The organism is Propioniciclava sp. LT432, from assembly GCF_059515965.1.
In genome coordinates, this window is record NZ_JCAKNE010000049.1 from 1 (window position 1) to 14,978 (window position 14,978).

A 14,978-nucleotide genomic window follows, 5' to 3' on the forward strand; every position below is an offset into this window, starting at 1 on the left:
CCGATCCTCCAGACCGGCCAGGACACGACCGGCCCGACACCACCCAGACCCGGGCCGCAGGCCGGCGAGCCGAGCGGCTACGTACGGGGCGCCGACTACTACGCCGGAGGAGCCCGATGACCCGCCTCGACACCGAAACCAAACGGAAGCTCCGCGAGATGGGAGCCACCTGCCTGGTCGACGCCCTCGAAACCCAGGACGACACCCTCACTCTGGGCATGGTGTTCGAAGAACGCGTCAAGCTCGCCGTCGACGAGGCCCACGCCACCTTCACCCACAGCAAGGTCGAGGGCCTGATCCGACGGGCAGGGCTGCGCTACCCGAACGCCGACCTGCGCCGGCTCGACCTGCTCGAACAACGCGGCCTCGACCGCGGGGTGATCGCGCAGTTGGGCACGTGCGCGTTCATCGCCAGGCAGCAGAACGTCGTGTTCCAAGGCTTCACCGGATCCGGGAAGTCCTACCTCGGCTCCGCGTTGGCCAAGCAGGCCTGCCAGCACCGCTACCGGGCCCACTACATCCGCATGCCCGACCTCGAGGAGTCCTGGGCCGCGGCCCGTGACCGGCCCGCAGGGAAGGAGAAGTGGCTCCGCAAGTACGCGGCGTTCACCCTGCTGGTGATCGACGAGTGGCTCCTCGACCCGCCCGACGATCACGTCCGCAGGCATGCTCCTGGAACTCCTCGAACGCCGCTACGACACCACCTCAACCGTGTTCTGCACCCAGTACCCGAAGAAGGACTGGCACCAACGCCTCGGCTCCGGCGTCCACGCCGACGCCATCATGGACCGCATCGTGCACAACACCATCTGGATGGAAACCGGCGGCACCAACATGCGCGAACACACCGCCAACACGGCCTGACCCAACGTCGGTGAGCGCCACCACCACGACGGCGCTCACCGACACCACCAAGCGGCGCTGACCCAATATCGCCGGTGCCGAACCTCGATAACCAACGGCGCTCAACCGGTCAAATACTCACCCCCCTCCCCGCCGGCTGCCCCCAACCTGGGCCTCAATGCCCGATCGTCCGCAACGGACTACAACGTGGCCGATGCTGACCTAGGAAGTCCTCCACGCTCGGTGCGAGTTGACTAAGGTCATTCATGACAAAGGGAAGTAGCGGAAGAAATCGACGACTCTATTCCCTTGTTGGACGCCTGCTCAGGGTGTGATTGGTGCATGCTTGCCGACTCTCGAGAGCAATCCAAAGTGGTGGATATGTACGATCGAAATACATGCGCGACGAGGCGCGGAAGGGAACTCTGATGACTCACTTCTTAACCGACGACCAACGGTTGATCCAGAATTCAGTGCGCGAGTTCTGCCAAGATCCCGAAACGCAACGGGTGGCGGCTGCTGACAAAAAGAAGGGCGGCTTTCCGATCGAGTCGTGGCGGCTTGCTGCCCAGCAGGGCTATGTGGCAGCCTACGTTCCTGAAAGCTATGGCGGGCTGGGCTACGACCTCACCACCTACTTTGTAATCCTGGAAGAGATGACGCGTGCGGGGAATCCCGCCGCCAATTCTTTTGGGGGTCATGACCTGGGCATCTTCCCCGTTCTCTACTGGGGTTCGGACGAGATCAAGGAGAAGTACCTTACTCCGCTGGGCTCGGGCCGCTCCATCGCCTGCGGTGCGGTGACGGATCCGGCGGGCCTCACCAACTTCCCCCAGTGGGGCTTGGTGGAGAAGGAGGAGGATGACTCCCTCGTGCTCAACGCAAACAAGGTCATGGTCTCCAACGCGCACGTCAGCGACATCAAGGTGATCTTCGGCAAGCCGACCGAGGGGCACTTCGACAACGTCTATGTGGTCGAAGCCGGCATGCCGGGCGTCGAGACCGGGTTCCAAGAGAAGAAGCTCATTCCGGCTGTCGCCGATTGGGGCAGCATCAGCCTCAAGGATGTGCGGATCCCGCAGGCCAACAAGATCGTCGACAACGGCTTCGGTCAGTTGTGGTTGGGCCCCTCCTTCCTGTCCATCTGCCTGACGTCCCTGGTGCTGGCCGAGACCGGCTTCAAGCTCGCCATGAACTACACGACTCAGCGGACCAAGTACGACCGTCCTTTGACCGACCTGCAGTCGGTGTCGCATCGCCTGATGAACATGGCCATCCGGAACGAGCTCAGCCGCGACCTCATCTACACCGGCACTCGCCTGTGGGACGAGGGCCGTTACGAAGAGGCCTACCGCGTGGGATGCATGGCGAAGGCCTACGTGCCCGAGGCGGCCAATCAGACCCTGCACGAGGCTGCCATCCTGCACGGCGGCGTCGGATTCACGCCCCAGGCCATGATCGGCGTCCTGTGGGCCGCGTCGCTCCAGCTCGAGATCGCCGAGTTGCCGGCTGACGTCCACCGCGACTTTCTCGCTGAGACCTACGGCATCCCCGCCGGTTGGAAGCAAGGGCGGCCCTGACAGTGAGCCACACAGAAACCACCGGCATCCGGAGTGAGGGAGTCATGAAGATGGACTTTGCGGGCAAGGTCGTCGCGATCACGGGTGCGGCGAGCGGGCTGGGCTGCGGGATCGCCACGCGGCTGGCCAAAGCAGGGGCGCGGCTTTCCCTGGCTGATCGCCATGCTGAGCGCCTGTCCAACCTGGCGGAGGAACTGCGGGCGAGCGGCGCGACTGTGACGACGTGCGTTCTCGACGTTCGCGATGACGACGCCATGAGCCGGTTCGCCGACCAGACGTTCGCGGAGTACGGCGCGGTCGACTACGCGATCTTCAGCGCCGGCTTGAGCTCGATGGGCAGCATCTTCCGGGTGCCCCTGAGCGAGTGGCAGTTGCTGTTCGATGTGAATGTCATGGGGCTCGTTCATGGGGCCCGGGCATTCGTGCCCCGTATGATTGAACAGGACGCCGAATGTCACGTCATCAACGTGGTGTCCAACGCGGGGCTGGAATGCAACGCGTTCTTGCCTGCCTATTTCATGAGCAAGCATGCGGCCCTTTCCGTGACGGAATCTCTGACCCTCGAAGTCCAGACCATCGGATCCACCGTCAAGGTGCACGCGTTCTGCCCAGGGCTCGTGCAAACGCCCCTGAGCCGTAACGCGGCCGAGTTGCGCGGCGATGGTGATCCCTATTATCAGAGCGACGAGTTCAAGATGCTCGGAGAATTGGGGAAGAAGGCGCTGGCTAAGGGCATGTTGCTGGAGGAAGCGGTCGACGGTTTCTTCGCCGGTCTGGCGGCAGATCATTTCTATATTCGAACCCATGCTGGGGAGGAGGATCAAGTGTTGTACAGAACGCAGCGGATCCTCGACAAGCAGCGTCCGAAGCCACTGGCACAACGATAGATCGAGAGGAATCGGTGAAATGTTCTTCATGACTGAGGAGCGACAGCTCATTGTCAATATCACCAAGGAGTTCATGGAGCGCGAAGCGCAGCCACGAGTCCTTGAGCATGAGAGCCAGCACAAGTTCCCGCTCGAGTTGTACAAGCGTGCCGGCGAGCTGGGGCTGCTCGGGGTCCCATTCCCGGAGCATCAGGGCGGGCTCGGTGCGGACTGGACCACCTTCGCCTTGGTCTACGAGGAGATCGGCAAGGTCATGCCCATCCTGGGCGTCGCGATCGGGTCGAGCAGCATCCTCGCCGGCGGACTGGTATCGACGGCCGGAAGCCCCGAGCAGATCGAGCGCTACATGGTGCCAGCTAACAAGGGAGACCTTATCTTCGCAGGCGCCTTCACCGAGGCCACCGGCGGGTCCAACTTCTCGGAAATGCAGGGCTCGGCCGTGCAGGACGGCGACGAGTGGGTGATCAACTCCACCAAGCTGTTCATCACGAACGCAGGTGCCGCGGACGTCTATCTCGTGCTGGTCCGGACCGGTGAACTGAACATGGCTATCGGCCAGGGATTCAGCTTCTTCTTCGTCGAGAAGGACACGCCCGGTCTGACCGTCTCCCCGCCCGAAGTGAAGCTGGGTTTCCACGGTTCCAACTCGGCCGTCATCACCCTCAAGGACGTGCGCGTCCCTCAAGAGAACCTGCTGGGGAAGGCCGGCGACGGCATCAAGTACCTGGCCGTCAATTCGCCGGACGAGTTCATGGCCGTCGGCGCTCTGTGCCTCGGCATGGCCGAAGGCGCCTACGAGATGGCCCTCAAGTACTCCATGGAACGGACTCAGAACGGGCAGTCGATGTTCGACAAGTTCCAGGTCACGCGGTTCAAGCTCGCCAACATGAAGCTCGAGATCGAAGCGCTCCGTGCGCTCGTCTACACGGCCTACGACCTCCGTGACAAGGGCACGATGCCGATGCATTTCGGACGGATGCTCAAGATCAAGGGTCCGCGCGTTGCCGAGTACGTGGCCGGCGAGGCCATCCAGCTCCACGGCGGAGTGGGCGTGATCTTCGGCACCGGCGTCGAGCGCTTCTGGCGCGACGCCAAGATCAATCAGATTGCAGGGGCGTCTATCGAGGCTTGCGAGGACGCATTGGCCGCGGCGATTCGCGCCGACTACTTCAAGAAGGGATAACGGGCATGAAGGGCTACACCAACAAGGTCGTGGCACTCACCGGAGCAGCATCGGGGATCGGTCACGAATTGGCACGACAACTGGCTGCGCGGGGTGCCAAGTTCTCCCTCGGCGACATCGGCGATGATCGTTTGGCTGTCGTCGCCGATGAGCTGAGGGACGCCGGCGCCACCGTCATCACGACGCATGTGGACGTGAGCGACCCGGAGCAGCTGGAGGCGTTCGCCTCCCGGACGTTCGACGAGTACGGCTCGGTCGATTACGTCTTCAGCAACGCGGGCATTTCTGCGGTCGGCCCCATGTGGAGCATGCCGCTCGTGGACTGGCAGTGGCTGGTCAACGTCAACCTGCTGGGTGCGGTCAACGCTGCCCGGGCCTTCATTCCCCGGCTCATGGAGCAAGACGTCGAGTCGCACTTCATCATCACCGGCTCGGCGGCGGGCTTCGTCGCTGGCTGGGGTGGCAGCGGGTACTGCGCGGTGAAGCACGGGCTCGTCGGCATGGCCGAGAGCCTCGAGCTCGACCTGCAGAAGGCCGGCGCCAACATCAAGAGCCACCTGGTCTGCCCCGCCTACGTGTTGAGCAATCTGCACAACTCGTTCGACTACCGCGACGATGCCGACTGGGATCCGGAAGACCCTGCGTACCAGGATCCCGACTACATCGAGGCGTTCAACCGTTCGGTGCAGTCGACGTCGAAGCTCGGCATGCCCACGGACGCCGCCGTGACGGAACTGTTGGCTCAACTGGACGAGGACCGGTTCATCATCCTCACCCATCCGCAGTACGCACCCGCGATCGAGGCGAGGTACCACCGCCTGATGTCGGGCGAGCGTCCGCACCTGGCCTGAGGGAGGGGCTGACTATGAAGGTTGTTGCCTGTTACAAGTGGGTGCTCGATGAGGCCGATCTACGGATCGGTGCCGACCTGGCGGTCGACACGAGCCGCGCCGCGGGGAAGATCAGCGAGTACGACAAGCACGCGGTCGAACTGGCTGGGCAGTTGGCTCGCGATGGGGGAGGCCAAGCCGTCGGTTTGACTTTCGGGGACGAGAAAGTCCGAAAGTCGCTCAAGGACGCCCTGTCGCGCGGCCTCGACGAAACACGTTGGATCAAGTCGGACGCGGTGGTCGGGGACAACGCAGTGACTGCGCGAGCCTTGGCCGCCGGCGTCCACGCCATCGGTGATGTCGACCTCGTCGTCTGCGCAGAAGGTTCGGGCGACAACTATGCCCGCCAAACCGCCCCGCGGTTGGGTGCCCTGCTCGACTGGCCGGTTGTGACGTCTGCCTGCAGCGTGTCCACAGACGGGGACGCGCTGCTGGTTGTCCGGCGTCTGGATGATCGGCTGGAGACCGTCCGCACTGAGCTGCCGGCCGTCGTGGCGGTGCTGCCGGAGATCAACCGGCCGACCATCCCGGGCCTCAAGGCCGTCATGGCGGCGGGCAAGAAGCCCGTCACCGAGACCCCCGTGGCGAACTTGGGCCTTGACCTCCAGCCCACCACCTCAGTCGTGGGCGTCCATGGCTATGCGCAGGAGCGCAAGAACATCATCATCGACGGCGAGGACATGGAGGCCAAGGTCACCACGCTTGTCGCGAACCTCAAGAAGGAGGGTGTCCTCTGATGGCCGGAATTTACGTTTACAGTGACGACCCCACGCTGACCGCAGAACTGGTCGGGTTCGCCCGGGCGGCTGGGCGGGACGCCCACGCGATCGCCATCGGCTCGGACGCCGGTGAGCGGCTCATGAACTGTGGTGCCACTGCGCTGTCGGTGCTGCAGGGGAGTAGCCCGTTGCCGGAGAACTACGCCCGGCCGATCGCCGCGCTGCTTCGGGAACAGGACGCGGAACTCTTCCTCGTCGGCGCCACCGTCCGGGGCCGCGATCTAGCGGCCCGGGTGGCCGGCTACCTGGACTGCGGTATGGCCTCCGACGTGTCGTCGCTCGAGGTGTCCGAGGGGAAAATGACCGCCGAACGGTTGACCTACGGCGGTGCGGTCGTCCAGCGGGAGGTCATTGAGGGCTTCGGTGTCGCCACCGTTCCCGCTGGACGATTCGCCGCTGCTGAGGGCACGCCGACGGTCGAGACCCTCGAGGTCGAGCCGGACGCGCGGGTGAGCGCCGTGGAGACCACACCGCTGGTGCGACACGGCCGGAATCTGACCGAGGAAGAGCGGATCGTCGCCGTGGGCATGGGCCTTGATCGAGTGGAAGACCTCGAACTCGTCCGCACCTTGACGGAGGCCCTGGACGCCGGCATCGGCTGTTCGCGCGGAATCGCCGAAGAGCGCGGCTGGCTGGGCGAAGACCAGTACGTCGGAATCTCAGGGTTGATGGTGAAGCCCAAGCTGTATCTCGCTCTCGGTCTTTCTGGCCAGGTCCAGCACGTCGTGGGCATCCGCGAGACGAAGATCATCGCCGCGATTAACCGCGATGAGAAGGCACCCATTTTCCGAGTATGTGACTACGGGATCGTTGGAGATCTCTATGAAGCAATCCCCCTGCTGGTGAAAGCGCTCGCGCGCTAACGACCGGCACAACCCATTACTCAAAGGAGAGTACGGCCATGGAAGAAAAGAAGGGGATCCATCGGGCTTGGATTGTCATGCTCGGATGCTGCTGTCTCGTGGCGTCGCTGGCGCTGATCACGACGTGTATGTCCTTCTTCGTGAAGCCTGTCAGTGAGGCTCTGGGCTTCGAGCGCGGCGCCTTCACCGTCTACTACAGCCTGGCGGCCCTCGTCGGCGTCGTGGCGATGCCCATCTGGGGGCGAATCATCCCTAAGCTCGGGATCAGGCTCTCGGTGGCCATCGCCGGTGCCGGCGGTGCGCTGTTCATGGCGCTGTTCAGCCTGTGCCGCACGCTGATCGCCTTCTACATCTGTGGCCTGCTCATGGGCATCATGATCGCGGGCATGACACTCCTGCCGGCGTCCATCCTCATCAACACGTGGTTCGAAGCGAAGCGCGGACTGGCCATGGGCATCGTGATGGCCTGCTCCGGGGTGGGTGGAGCCATCTTCAGCCCCATCCTGCAGCGAGTCATCATCGATCATGGTTGGCAGGCCGGCTACGTCGTCAACGGATTGGCGATGGCCATCCTGACCATCCCGCCGGCGATCTTCCTCCTCAGGGGGAAGCCTTCGGACGTGGGCCTGCAGCCCTACGGGGCGGCGGTCGGCACGGCCGATGCCCCGGTTGAGAAGAAGCCGATGAGCGGTGTGCCGGCCAACGTCGCCACCAAGTCCATGCCGTTCATCCTGCTGGCCGTGGCGGTCGTCTTGATGAACATTGTGGCCAGCCTCATGCAGCACCTGCCGGCGCACTTCGTGTCGATGGGTGTCGACCCCACAGCGGCAGCGGGAATCATCTCGATCTACATGCTCGTGGTGATCGGTGCCAAGGTGCTGCTGGGCTTCGTCAACGATCGCTTCGGTGTGGTGGCAGCCCTGGGGACCACCTTCGCTCTGTGGGCAGCAAGCTTCGTGGTCCTCGCGCTCACCAAGGGGTTCGGCTTCGCGATCACGGGCGCGGTGCTGTTCGGCTTGGGTGTCTCGGTCGTGACCGTCATCCCGCCGCTGCTCACCGGAACCATGTTCGGCCAGAAGGACTTCAGCGCCATCTATGCCCTCATCGGGGCCATGGGCTCGCTCGGTCTTGCGATCGGGACGCCTGTCGTCGGCCTCGCCTACGACAAGACAGGTTCCTACTACCTGGCCTTCTTCGGCTCGATCGCCGTGCTCGTCGTCGCGATGGTTCTCCTGGTGACGGCGCTCAGGGGAGCGAAACGATTGCCGGTGGCCTGAACGGCATCGCCGACCGAAACGGACGAATCCCGTGGGTGCACCGTGCACTCGCAGCAAGGAAAGGATGCAAGGACCTTGAGTGACTTCGACGCGATCGTCGTGGGCGGCGGGACGGCCGGCCTGACGGCGGCCTATCTCATGGCCAAGGGCGGCGCCGAGGTGCTGCTGGTGGAGCGAGGCGCCACGTGCGGTTCCAAGAACATGACCGGGGGACGCCTCTACAGCCACAGTCTGGAGAAAGTCATCCCCGGATTCGCTGAGAAGGCCCCCGTGCAGCGAAAGATCACCCGGGAGCGCATCAGTCTGATGACGGGCGAGTCCGCCGTCACCGTTGACTACGCCTCGCCCGGCCTGGGCGAAAGTGGACGCGACTCCTACTCGGTGCTGCGTGCCACGTTCGATCCCTGGCTGGCCGAGCAGGCCGAGGACGCTGGCGCTTCGATCATCACCGGCATCCGTGTGGACGACCTGCTGGTGGACGACGGGGTGGTGCGAGGTATCTCGGCGGGGGGCGACGACATCACCGCCGACGTCACACTGCTGGCCGACGGTGCCAACTCGCTCCTCGCCCAGAAGCTGGGCATGCGCTCGCGTCTGAAGCCCCAGCACATGGCGGTCGGCGTCAAGGAAACTATCGCGCTGGATCCCCATGTCATCGAGGACCGCTTCCAGTGCCGGCCGGGGGAGGGTGCGGCGTGGCTTTTCGCCGGGCATCCTTCGGGCGGAAAGGTCGGCGGCGGATTCATCTACACCAATGAGTCCTCGATTTCCTTGGGCGTCGTAGCGACTCTGAGTGAGTTGGTGACGGGGGATCAGCCCTTACCCGACCTCATCGAGGGGTTCAAGCAGCATTCCGCCGTTGAACCGTTGGTTCGCGGGGGAGAGCTGATCGAGTACTCCGCGCACCTCGTGCCCGAAGGGGGAATGGATATGGTGCCCGAGCTTCACCGAGAAGGAGTTCTTGTGCTCGGTGATGCGGCGGGATTCTGCCTCAACCTCGGTTACATGGTACGCGGCATGGATTTGGCTATCGGCAGCGCCCAGTGCGCCGCGGAGACTGTCCTGGAAGCGCGCGAGGCTGGAGACTTCAGTGCCATCAGCCTCGCTCGCTACCGGGCGAAACTGGACGCCTCATTCGTGATGCAGGAGATGCATCATTATCGTAAGTTCCCTCATTTCTTGGAGGGAACCCCGCGCATCTTTTCCGGCTATCCGGAGATGGCCTCCCAGTTCTTCCAGGAACTGATGGTGGTTGACGGGGCTCCCCCCAAGCCTTTCCTGAAGAAGGTCTGGGGGACAGTGAAGGATGTGGGGATCATGAACCTAGTGCGCGACGGAGTGCGAGGGGTGCGAGCGCTGTGAGTGAGGTCAATGTCGAGGAGAAGCTGGGCGTCAACAAGTTCAACGTGGATGAAGAGAATCCGCACATTGTGCTGGTTGACGAGCCGGCTCTCGCCGAGTTCGAGAAGCTGATGATTGCCTGCCCGGCCGGGCTTTATCGGCGCACTGAGGCCGGTATTCGCTTTGATTATGCAGGCTGCCTTGAATGCGGGGCGTGCCGAGTTCTTTGCGGTGATACCATTCTTGAGAAATGGGAGTTTCCCAGGGGTGGTTTCGGCATCGAGCTGAGAAGCGGATAGATGGTTCACCAGTCAACTCATGCGGCCCGGTTCATGGGCTCTTCCCAATCGAGGGTGGGTGGGTGACGGCGCGGGCTGAGCGTTGAGGAGCCTTGTCGCCGCGAGGATGTGGGTGTCGAATCCCATCCAGCAACAACAAGGCCCATGTCTGACGCTACCTCAACGACGCCCGCCTGCCCGCCGGTCACCAGCCCGGATCTGACCACCTTCGCTCGGGTTGACGCCCTCGGGCTGCGGGTCGACGCCCAGCAGATCTGGCCGGACAAGGCGATCCTGTTCTGCTCGCTCGTCACCGTCGAGACCGATGTCCCCGCTGCGGCGCTGGGGGCCGGGTGCACGACCAGGTGCTACGCCGGTTCACCCACCTGCCCGTGGGCCGACGGCCGACGTGGCTGTCGGTCCGGGTGCCCCGGTTCCGCTGCGATGGGTGTGGGCGGGTGTGGCGGCATTCGCTGAAGACGGTGGCCCGACCGCGGTCGAAGCTGACCAGGGCCGCGGACTGGTGGGCCCTGTGCCAAGTCGTGCTCGATCACACCCCGATCAGCGGTGTCGCCGCCGTGCTGGGCATCAGCTGGGACACCGCCCACATGGCCGTGACCGACGTCGGGACCCAGCTCCTCATCGACCACCCGGGACGGCTCGACGGCGTCGAGGTCGTCGGCGTCGACGAGCACGCTTGGCGACACACCCGCAAGGGCGACAAGTACGTGACCGTGATCATCGACCTCACCCCGATCCGGGACGACACCGGCCCCGCCCGGCTGCTGGACCTGGTCGAGGGTCGCTCGAAGAACGACTCCATTGCCGCGTTGTCACCGCATGCCCCCACGCGGCCCATGGAGCCGGTCAGGCCGTGGCGTTTGAGGGCCTTCAGGAAGCGTCTGGAGCGGAATTGGGACCCGCGGTCGGAATGCACGATCACCCCGGTGGGCCGGCCTCGGTGGGCCACTGCCATCTCGAGCGCGTTGACGGCGATCCGGGCCTTCATCCGCGAGTCGATCGAGTAGCCGACGATCCGGTTGGAGAACACGTCCTTGATCGTGCACAGGTAGACCTTGCCCTCGCGGGTGCGGTGCTCGGTGATGTCGGTCAGCCACAGCGTGTTGGGGCCCTCGGCGCTGAACTGCCGGTTGACCAGGTCGTCGTGGACGGGCGCGCCGGCTTTCTTGTAGCGGGTCTTGCGCGTGGTGAACACCGATCGGATGCCGGCGATCCGGCACAGCCGCCAGACTCTGCGCTCCGAGAGTGTGTACCCGAGCTCGGTGATGTCATCGGCCAGGACGCGGTAGCCGCCCTCCGGGTCATCATCGTGGAGCTGATGCAGCACGGCGATCAGCTCACGCTCTTCGGCCTCGCGGGCCGAGACCGGCTGCTTGAGCCACTTGTAGTAGCCCTGCTTGGAGAATCCCAACACCCGACACGCGACCGCCACCGGCACCCTCACGGGGGCACCGACCGCGGCCATCTCCTTCACGAGCGGGTAGATCATTTTGGGGGCGTGATGTGAGCCTGCGACAGATACGCCGCCGCTCGCCGTAGGACCTCGTTCTCCATCTCCAACTCGCGGATCCGGCGTAACGCCTGGGCCATGTCCTTGCGCTGCTCAGGATCGGTGGTCGGGGTCATCCCGTGGGACTGGAAGCGAGCGTCGCGGACCCAGGCTTGGAGGGTAGTTTTGGCCATCCCCATGTCCTTGGCGACCTGCTTCTGCGGGATGCCTGAGGCGACAAGCGCGACCGCGTCGCGCTTGAACTCGTCGGTGTAAGCGATCTTCGGCATGGATGCCATCCTTTCAGCACGACCCTTTCGAGGGAGTCATGCGGTCTTGGAGTCAACCAAACCTTCGGCAGTCCCGATGTTGGTAGTAGGCCGCCAGTTGTGGGTCGACACGGCGGGCACCGTTCGCGGCTTGGTAGAACGCCAGCCGCAGCACCGCGGGCCCTTCTTTGGTGATCGCCCGGGAGGGTTGCACGACCGTTCCCGACGACCACGTTGACGGTGTCAGCCCGGCGTAGGACGCGGCCGCTTTCGCCGAAACGAAGCGGGTGCCGTCGCCCAGGAACGCGCGGATCGTGGGGGCGGTCATGGGACCCATTCCGGGCAGGGACAGCAGCAGCGGGTCATCGCCATACAGACCCGCCCAGTAGCGCTGTGCCTGGGTGGTGGCCCGCTCGATCTGTTCGCTCGCGATCGTGATGTCGCGCAGATGCTCGGCGGTTTCCCAGGCCAACGCCTCCAAGTCCAGGCGACCGTCCCAGAACTCGACCCAGGCCGCCGCCGCGAGACGGATCGCGCCGGCACGCTCGGCGACACCTGGCACGCCTCGGGTGTGGGCGGCGACGACCGCGGTCACGCTCGAGCGTCGCGCAGCGGCCAACGCGCGCAGGTCGGGCCACCGGGTCAAGACCGCAATCGCGGTCGGCCACGACCCGGCGAACGCCGTCCACACATCGGGAAACGCCCACCGCGCCAACGAGATCAGTCGCCGCCGCGCCCGATTCCCGTCGATGACCAGCTTCCCGCGGCGCACGACCGCGCGGCGCAGCGCCAACTCCGCCGGCAGGGGAGGGTCCAAGGGTGACAGCGCGAACACATCAGAGGCCAGCGACAACACGTCGGCGTCGATCACGTCGGACTTGAGCTTGCCTGAGATCGCTCCCCTCAACCGGGCCGAGTGCCGGGTCCCGACCAGGGACAGGTCGCAGCCGGCGCGTTGCAACGCAACATGAAGACCCAGCCACGTCATCGACGTCGGCTCCGCAACAGCGACCACACCCGGGAACACCGACAGCCGCTCCCCCAGACGAGACAAGCCAGCAATCGTGGGTGGGACATGGAAACGGGACAGCTGCACCTGCCCGTCGGACAAGGTCGCCCGGATCGTGACGTGATGGTCGGCGACCACCGCAGCATCGACGCCGACCTGAACCCGCCAGCGCGGGATCGGTAGGGTGAACAAACACGAGGGTTCCTCCGTTCGCTGTGAACGACACGACCCCGCCGGGCCCAACCACCGGCCAGTGACTCCGCACGACGGGCATCGTCTTCCTGGACGGGAGAACCCTCGTCCCCGTCCTCAGACAGTGACGCGCAGACACTCCCGCTCATCGCCACCCAGCGACCGCAACCAACGCCACAGTCGGCGAACCCACGCTTGTGCGTGATCCGGTGCCACCCAAGACGAGTCACCCGCGTGGCAGGTCCACGCCTCGGCCACCAATTCCCTGAACCGGGCCAGCCTCGACCGGGAGAGTCGACCCCAGAGCCCACCGATCTCTTTCACGAGCCATCACGCTCAGCCGGATAGCGGCGAGACCCGGAGCCTCCTCCCACAGCCACCGTAGCGACCACCACCCGTCACCAGGAGGCACTCCAAGTCATACAAGCCGGAAAACTGCTGGGGAACACCCAGCGACACGAAGTCAGACAAGGAAAAGAAGCCAATCGTTGGTGTCTTGCACGGCGCGCTCAGCTTGATCCGGCAGGAGGCCGGTGCGGCGCGGCCAACGGAGCCAGAGGCGTCCGATCACCGACGGCCCGCAGCAAGACTGGGCGGGCCAACTCTTGAATAGTAGGGCATGGGACTAGAAATGAAGAATCCGGCGGCTTCCGCAGCCTAGGCGGTCTCGAGCATGGCGCTCGCGGATCCGGGACAGCCCCGCATCCGACGATAGGCGCCAGGCGTGAGCCCCGTCTCGCGCCGGAAGAAGCGGGAGAAGTTGGACGAGTCGGAGAAACCGAGCGCTCGCGAGACCCCACCGAGCGGGAGATCCGTGGTCATGAGGAGGGTTTGGGCGGTTTCGGCCAGCTTCTGGTCGATAATCTGGCGCGGCGGAGTGCCGACCTCCTCGTAGCAGATCCGTCGCAGCGTCCGCGACGAACAACTCAGGGCCTTCGCATACTCATCGACGCTGAGCATCTCACCGCATCTCTCGTCGATCATGCGAAGGAAGGAGCGCACGAGCGGGTTGGGGGCGTCGTCGGCCGGCCGAACTGCCGGCACCGCTTGGACTCGATGGATCAGGGCGATCAGCAGATGGCGCAGGAGTGCCTCACCATCGCGAGAATGCAAACCCGTGGGGGCATCCATGTAGCGGTGGTACTCGATCTCGAGCACTTTCCACAGGGCGCTGATCATCTCGAGATCTTCGCCGTCGAGGTACCAGGCCCCCCCGACCGAGGCGAGTTCGGCGCCGATGAAGGCGGACGAGAAGCAGATGTCCTTCCCCATGAACCTCGGCACACGCTCATGCACCACCCCCGGCGGCAACCACAGCAACGCTCCGGCGCGGTAACGGAACGACGTGAACTCAACCATCTGCGTGGCGCTGCCGTTGTCGCACAGCAACAGCACGTGGAAGTTCGTGCGCAGCAACGGAGCTTCGGGCAGCCTCGACCGGCACGAGCCCGCCAGCGTGTCTCCATGCACATCCAGCCCGAATCCCATCCGAACTGGATGCTTTGCCTCAATCGTAGGCACCGTTACCTGCGTCGCGCTACACACGTCGCCAGTCTAACTCAGTAATCATTCATCCGCCCCAATTTCGGAAAACTGGCAATGAGGCAGTCAGCCTTTCGGAATGACCACTCCACTGTGATGCTCACACCATGAACCGGCTTGTATGACTTGGAGTGCCTCCTGGTGACGGGTGGTGGTTGAGTATTTGACCGGTTGAGCGCCGTTGGTTATCGAGGCCTGCGGCCCGGGTCTGGGTGGTGTCGGGCCGGTCGTGTCCTGGCCGGTCTGGAGGATCGGTCGCAGGTGCGCATAACGGGGCGAACGGACCCGGACCAACGCGAGCCGGCAGGCCTCCTCCACCCTGGCGGCGGAGTAACGCCGCGTCAGGCGCAGCACCGCCAACGCCGCATCCAGTCCTTGCTCCTCGACCGGCACGGACTCGAAGATCCGGTTCACCACGGTCGTGGTGTCCTCCCCGATGCGTGCGGCCCACTCCCGCACCCGGGCGGCGTCCCACTGGCGGTAGCGGGGCCCCTCGGGCAGGTCGGCGTCGTGGGTGCGGTACTCGTTGACGACA

Annotated in this window: 12 protein-coding genes and 3 pseudogenes; 11 read left to right on the forward strand and 4 right to left on the reverse strand. The window is 64.6% G+C overall.

The features are described 5' to 3' along the window. Window positions 1-116 precede the first annotated feature (116 nt). The 11 genes and pseudogenes from AC5YDV_RS18735 to AC5YDV_RS18785 form a co-directional block, all read left to right on the forward strand. Window positions 117-878 (forward strand): ATP-binding protein, encoded by a 762-nt coding sequence (locus AC5YDV_RS18735; RefSeq protein WP_496185037.1) that lies wholly within the window; start codon window positions 117-119, stop codon window positions 876-878. 363 nt (window positions 879-1,241) lie between these two features. After that, the gene (locus tag AC5YDV_RS18740) at window positions 1,242-2,423 is read left to right on the forward strand and encodes an acyl-CoA dehydrogenase family protein (protein WP_496185036.1); all 1,182 of its coding nucleotides are present in this window, start codon (window positions 1,242-1,244) and stop codon (window positions 2,421-2,423) included. Window positions 2,424-2,467: 44 nt separating this feature from the next. Beyond that, a complete protein-coding gene (locus AC5YDV_RS18745; RefSeq protein WP_496185035.1) occupies window positions 2,468-3,310 on the forward strand; it encodes an SDR family oxidoreductase in 843 nt (280 codons plus the stop codon). 19 nt (window positions 3,311-3,329) lie between these two features. Beyond that, window positions 3,330-4,493, forward strand: a complete 1,164-nt coding sequence (locus AC5YDV_RS18750; RefSeq protein ID WP_496185034.1) for an acyl-CoA dehydrogenase family protein — start codon at window positions 3,330-3,332, stop codon at window positions 4,491-4,493. 5 nt (window positions 4,494-4,498) lie between these two features. Then, window positions 4,499-5,344 (forward strand): SDR family NAD(P)-dependent oxidoreductase, encoded by an 846-nt coding sequence (locus tag AC5YDV_RS18755; RefSeq protein WP_496185033.1) that lies wholly within the window; start codon window positions 4,499-4,501, stop codon window positions 5,342-5,344. A gap of 14 nt (window positions 5,345-5,358) precedes the next feature. Next, the gene (locus tag AC5YDV_RS18760) at window positions 5,359-6,120 is read left to right on the forward strand and encodes an electron transfer flavoprotein subunit beta/FixA family protein (RefSeq protein WP_496185032.1); all 762 of its coding nucleotides are present in this window, start codon (window positions 5,359-5,361) and stop codon (window positions 6,118-6,120) included. Next, on the forward strand, window positions 6,120-7,025 hold the full coding sequence (locus AC5YDV_RS18765; RefSeq protein ID WP_496185031.1) for an electron transfer flavoprotein subunit alpha/FixB family protein: 906 nt from the start codon (window positions 6,120-6,122) through the stop codon (window positions 7,023-7,025). The genes AC5YDV_RS18760 and AC5YDV_RS18765 overlap by 1 nt, the downstream gene beginning before the upstream one ends. 77 nt (window positions 7,026-7,102) lie before the next feature. Further along, entirely contained in the window at window positions 7,103-8,302 is a 1,200-nt protein-coding gene (locus AC5YDV_RS18770; RefSeq protein ID WP_496192558.1) for an MFS transporter, read from the forward strand. A 42-nt stretch (window positions 8,303-8,344) separates the two neighbouring features. Further along, entirely contained in the window at window positions 8,345-9,664 is a 1,320-nt protein-coding gene (locus tag AC5YDV_RS18775; RefSeq protein WP_496185029.1) for an FAD-dependent oxidoreductase, read from the forward strand. Next, entirely contained in the window at window positions 9,661-9,942 is a 282-nt protein-coding gene (locus AC5YDV_RS18780) for a ferredoxin family protein (protein ID WP_496185028.1), read from the forward strand. Before AC5YDV_RS18775 ends, AC5YDV_RS18780 begins: the two co-directional genes overlap by 4 nt. Window positions 9,943-10,460: 518 nt before the next feature. Continuing rightward, window positions 10,461-10,733, forward strand: a pseudogene (locus tag AC5YDV_RS18785) (ISL3 family transposase); the annotation flags it as partial. Here the strand turns inward: AC5YDV_RS18785 and AC5YDV_RS18790 are convergent. The 4 genes and pseudogenes from AC5YDV_RS18790 to AC5YDV_RS18805 all read right to left on the reverse strand — a co-directional run. After that, window positions 10,730-11,721 (reverse strand): annotated as a pseudogene (locus tag AC5YDV_RS18790) (IS3 family transposase); the annotation flags it as partial. The pseudogenes AC5YDV_RS18785 and AC5YDV_RS18790 sit on opposite strands and share 4 nt — an antisense overlap. A 52-nt stretch (window positions 11,722-11,773) precedes the next feature. Then, window positions 11,774-12,901, reverse strand: coding sequence for a transposase (locus AC5YDV_RS18795; RefSeq protein WP_496185027.1), 1,128 nt, complete (start codon window positions 12,899-12,901; stop codon window positions 11,774-11,776). A 657-nt stretch (window positions 12,902-13,558) separates the two neighbouring features. Beyond that, window positions 13,559-14,389: a helix-turn-helix domain-containing protein gene (locus AC5YDV_RS18800; RefSeq protein ID WP_496185026.1), complete on the reverse strand. Its 831-nt coding sequence runs from the start codon at window positions 14,387-14,389 to the stop codon at window positions 13,559-13,561. A 120-nt stretch (window positions 14,390-14,509) separates the two neighbouring features. Then, a pseudogene (locus tag AC5YDV_RS18805) lies at window positions 14,510-14,978 on the reverse strand (hypothetical protein); the annotation flags it as partial.

Excerpts from the sequence above, each read along its gene's own strand:
- AC5YDV_RS18735 (WP_496185037.1), top strand. The coding sequence starts at position 117 with ATGACCCGCCTCGACACCGAAACCAAACGGAAGCTCCGCGAGATGGGA.
- AC5YDV_RS18740 (WP_496185036.1), top strand. The coding sequence starts at position 1,242 with ATGCGCGACGAGGCGCGGAAGGGAACTCTGATGACTCACTTCTTAACC.
- AC5YDV_RS18745 (WP_496185035.1), top strand. The coding sequence starts at position 2,468 with ATGAAGATGGACTTTGCGGGCAAGGTCGTCGCGATCACGGGTGCGGCG.
- AC5YDV_RS18750 (WP_496185034.1), top strand. The coding sequence starts at position 3,330 with ATGTTCTTCATGACTGAGGAGCGACAGCTCATTGTCAATATCACCAAG.
- AC5YDV_RS18755 (WP_496185033.1), top strand. The coding sequence starts at position 4,499 with ATGAAGGGCTACACCAACAAGGTCGTGGCACTCACCGGAGCAGCATCG.
- AC5YDV_RS18760 (WP_496185032.1), top strand. The coding sequence starts at position 5,359 with ATGAAGGTTGTTGCCTGTTACAAGTGGGTGCTCGATGAGGCCGATCTA.
- AC5YDV_RS18765 (WP_496185031.1), top strand. The coding sequence starts at position 6,120 with ATGGCCGGAATTTACGTTTACAGTGACGACCCCACGCTGACCGCAGAA.
- AC5YDV_RS18770 (WP_496192558.1), top strand. The coding sequence starts at position 7,103 with ATGCTCGGATGCTGCTGTCTCGTGGCGTCGCTGGCGCTGATCACGACG.
- AC5YDV_RS18800 (WP_496185026.1), bottom strand. The coding sequence starts at position 14,389 with ATGGGATTCGGGCTGGATGTGCATGGAGACACGCTGGCGGGCTCGTGC.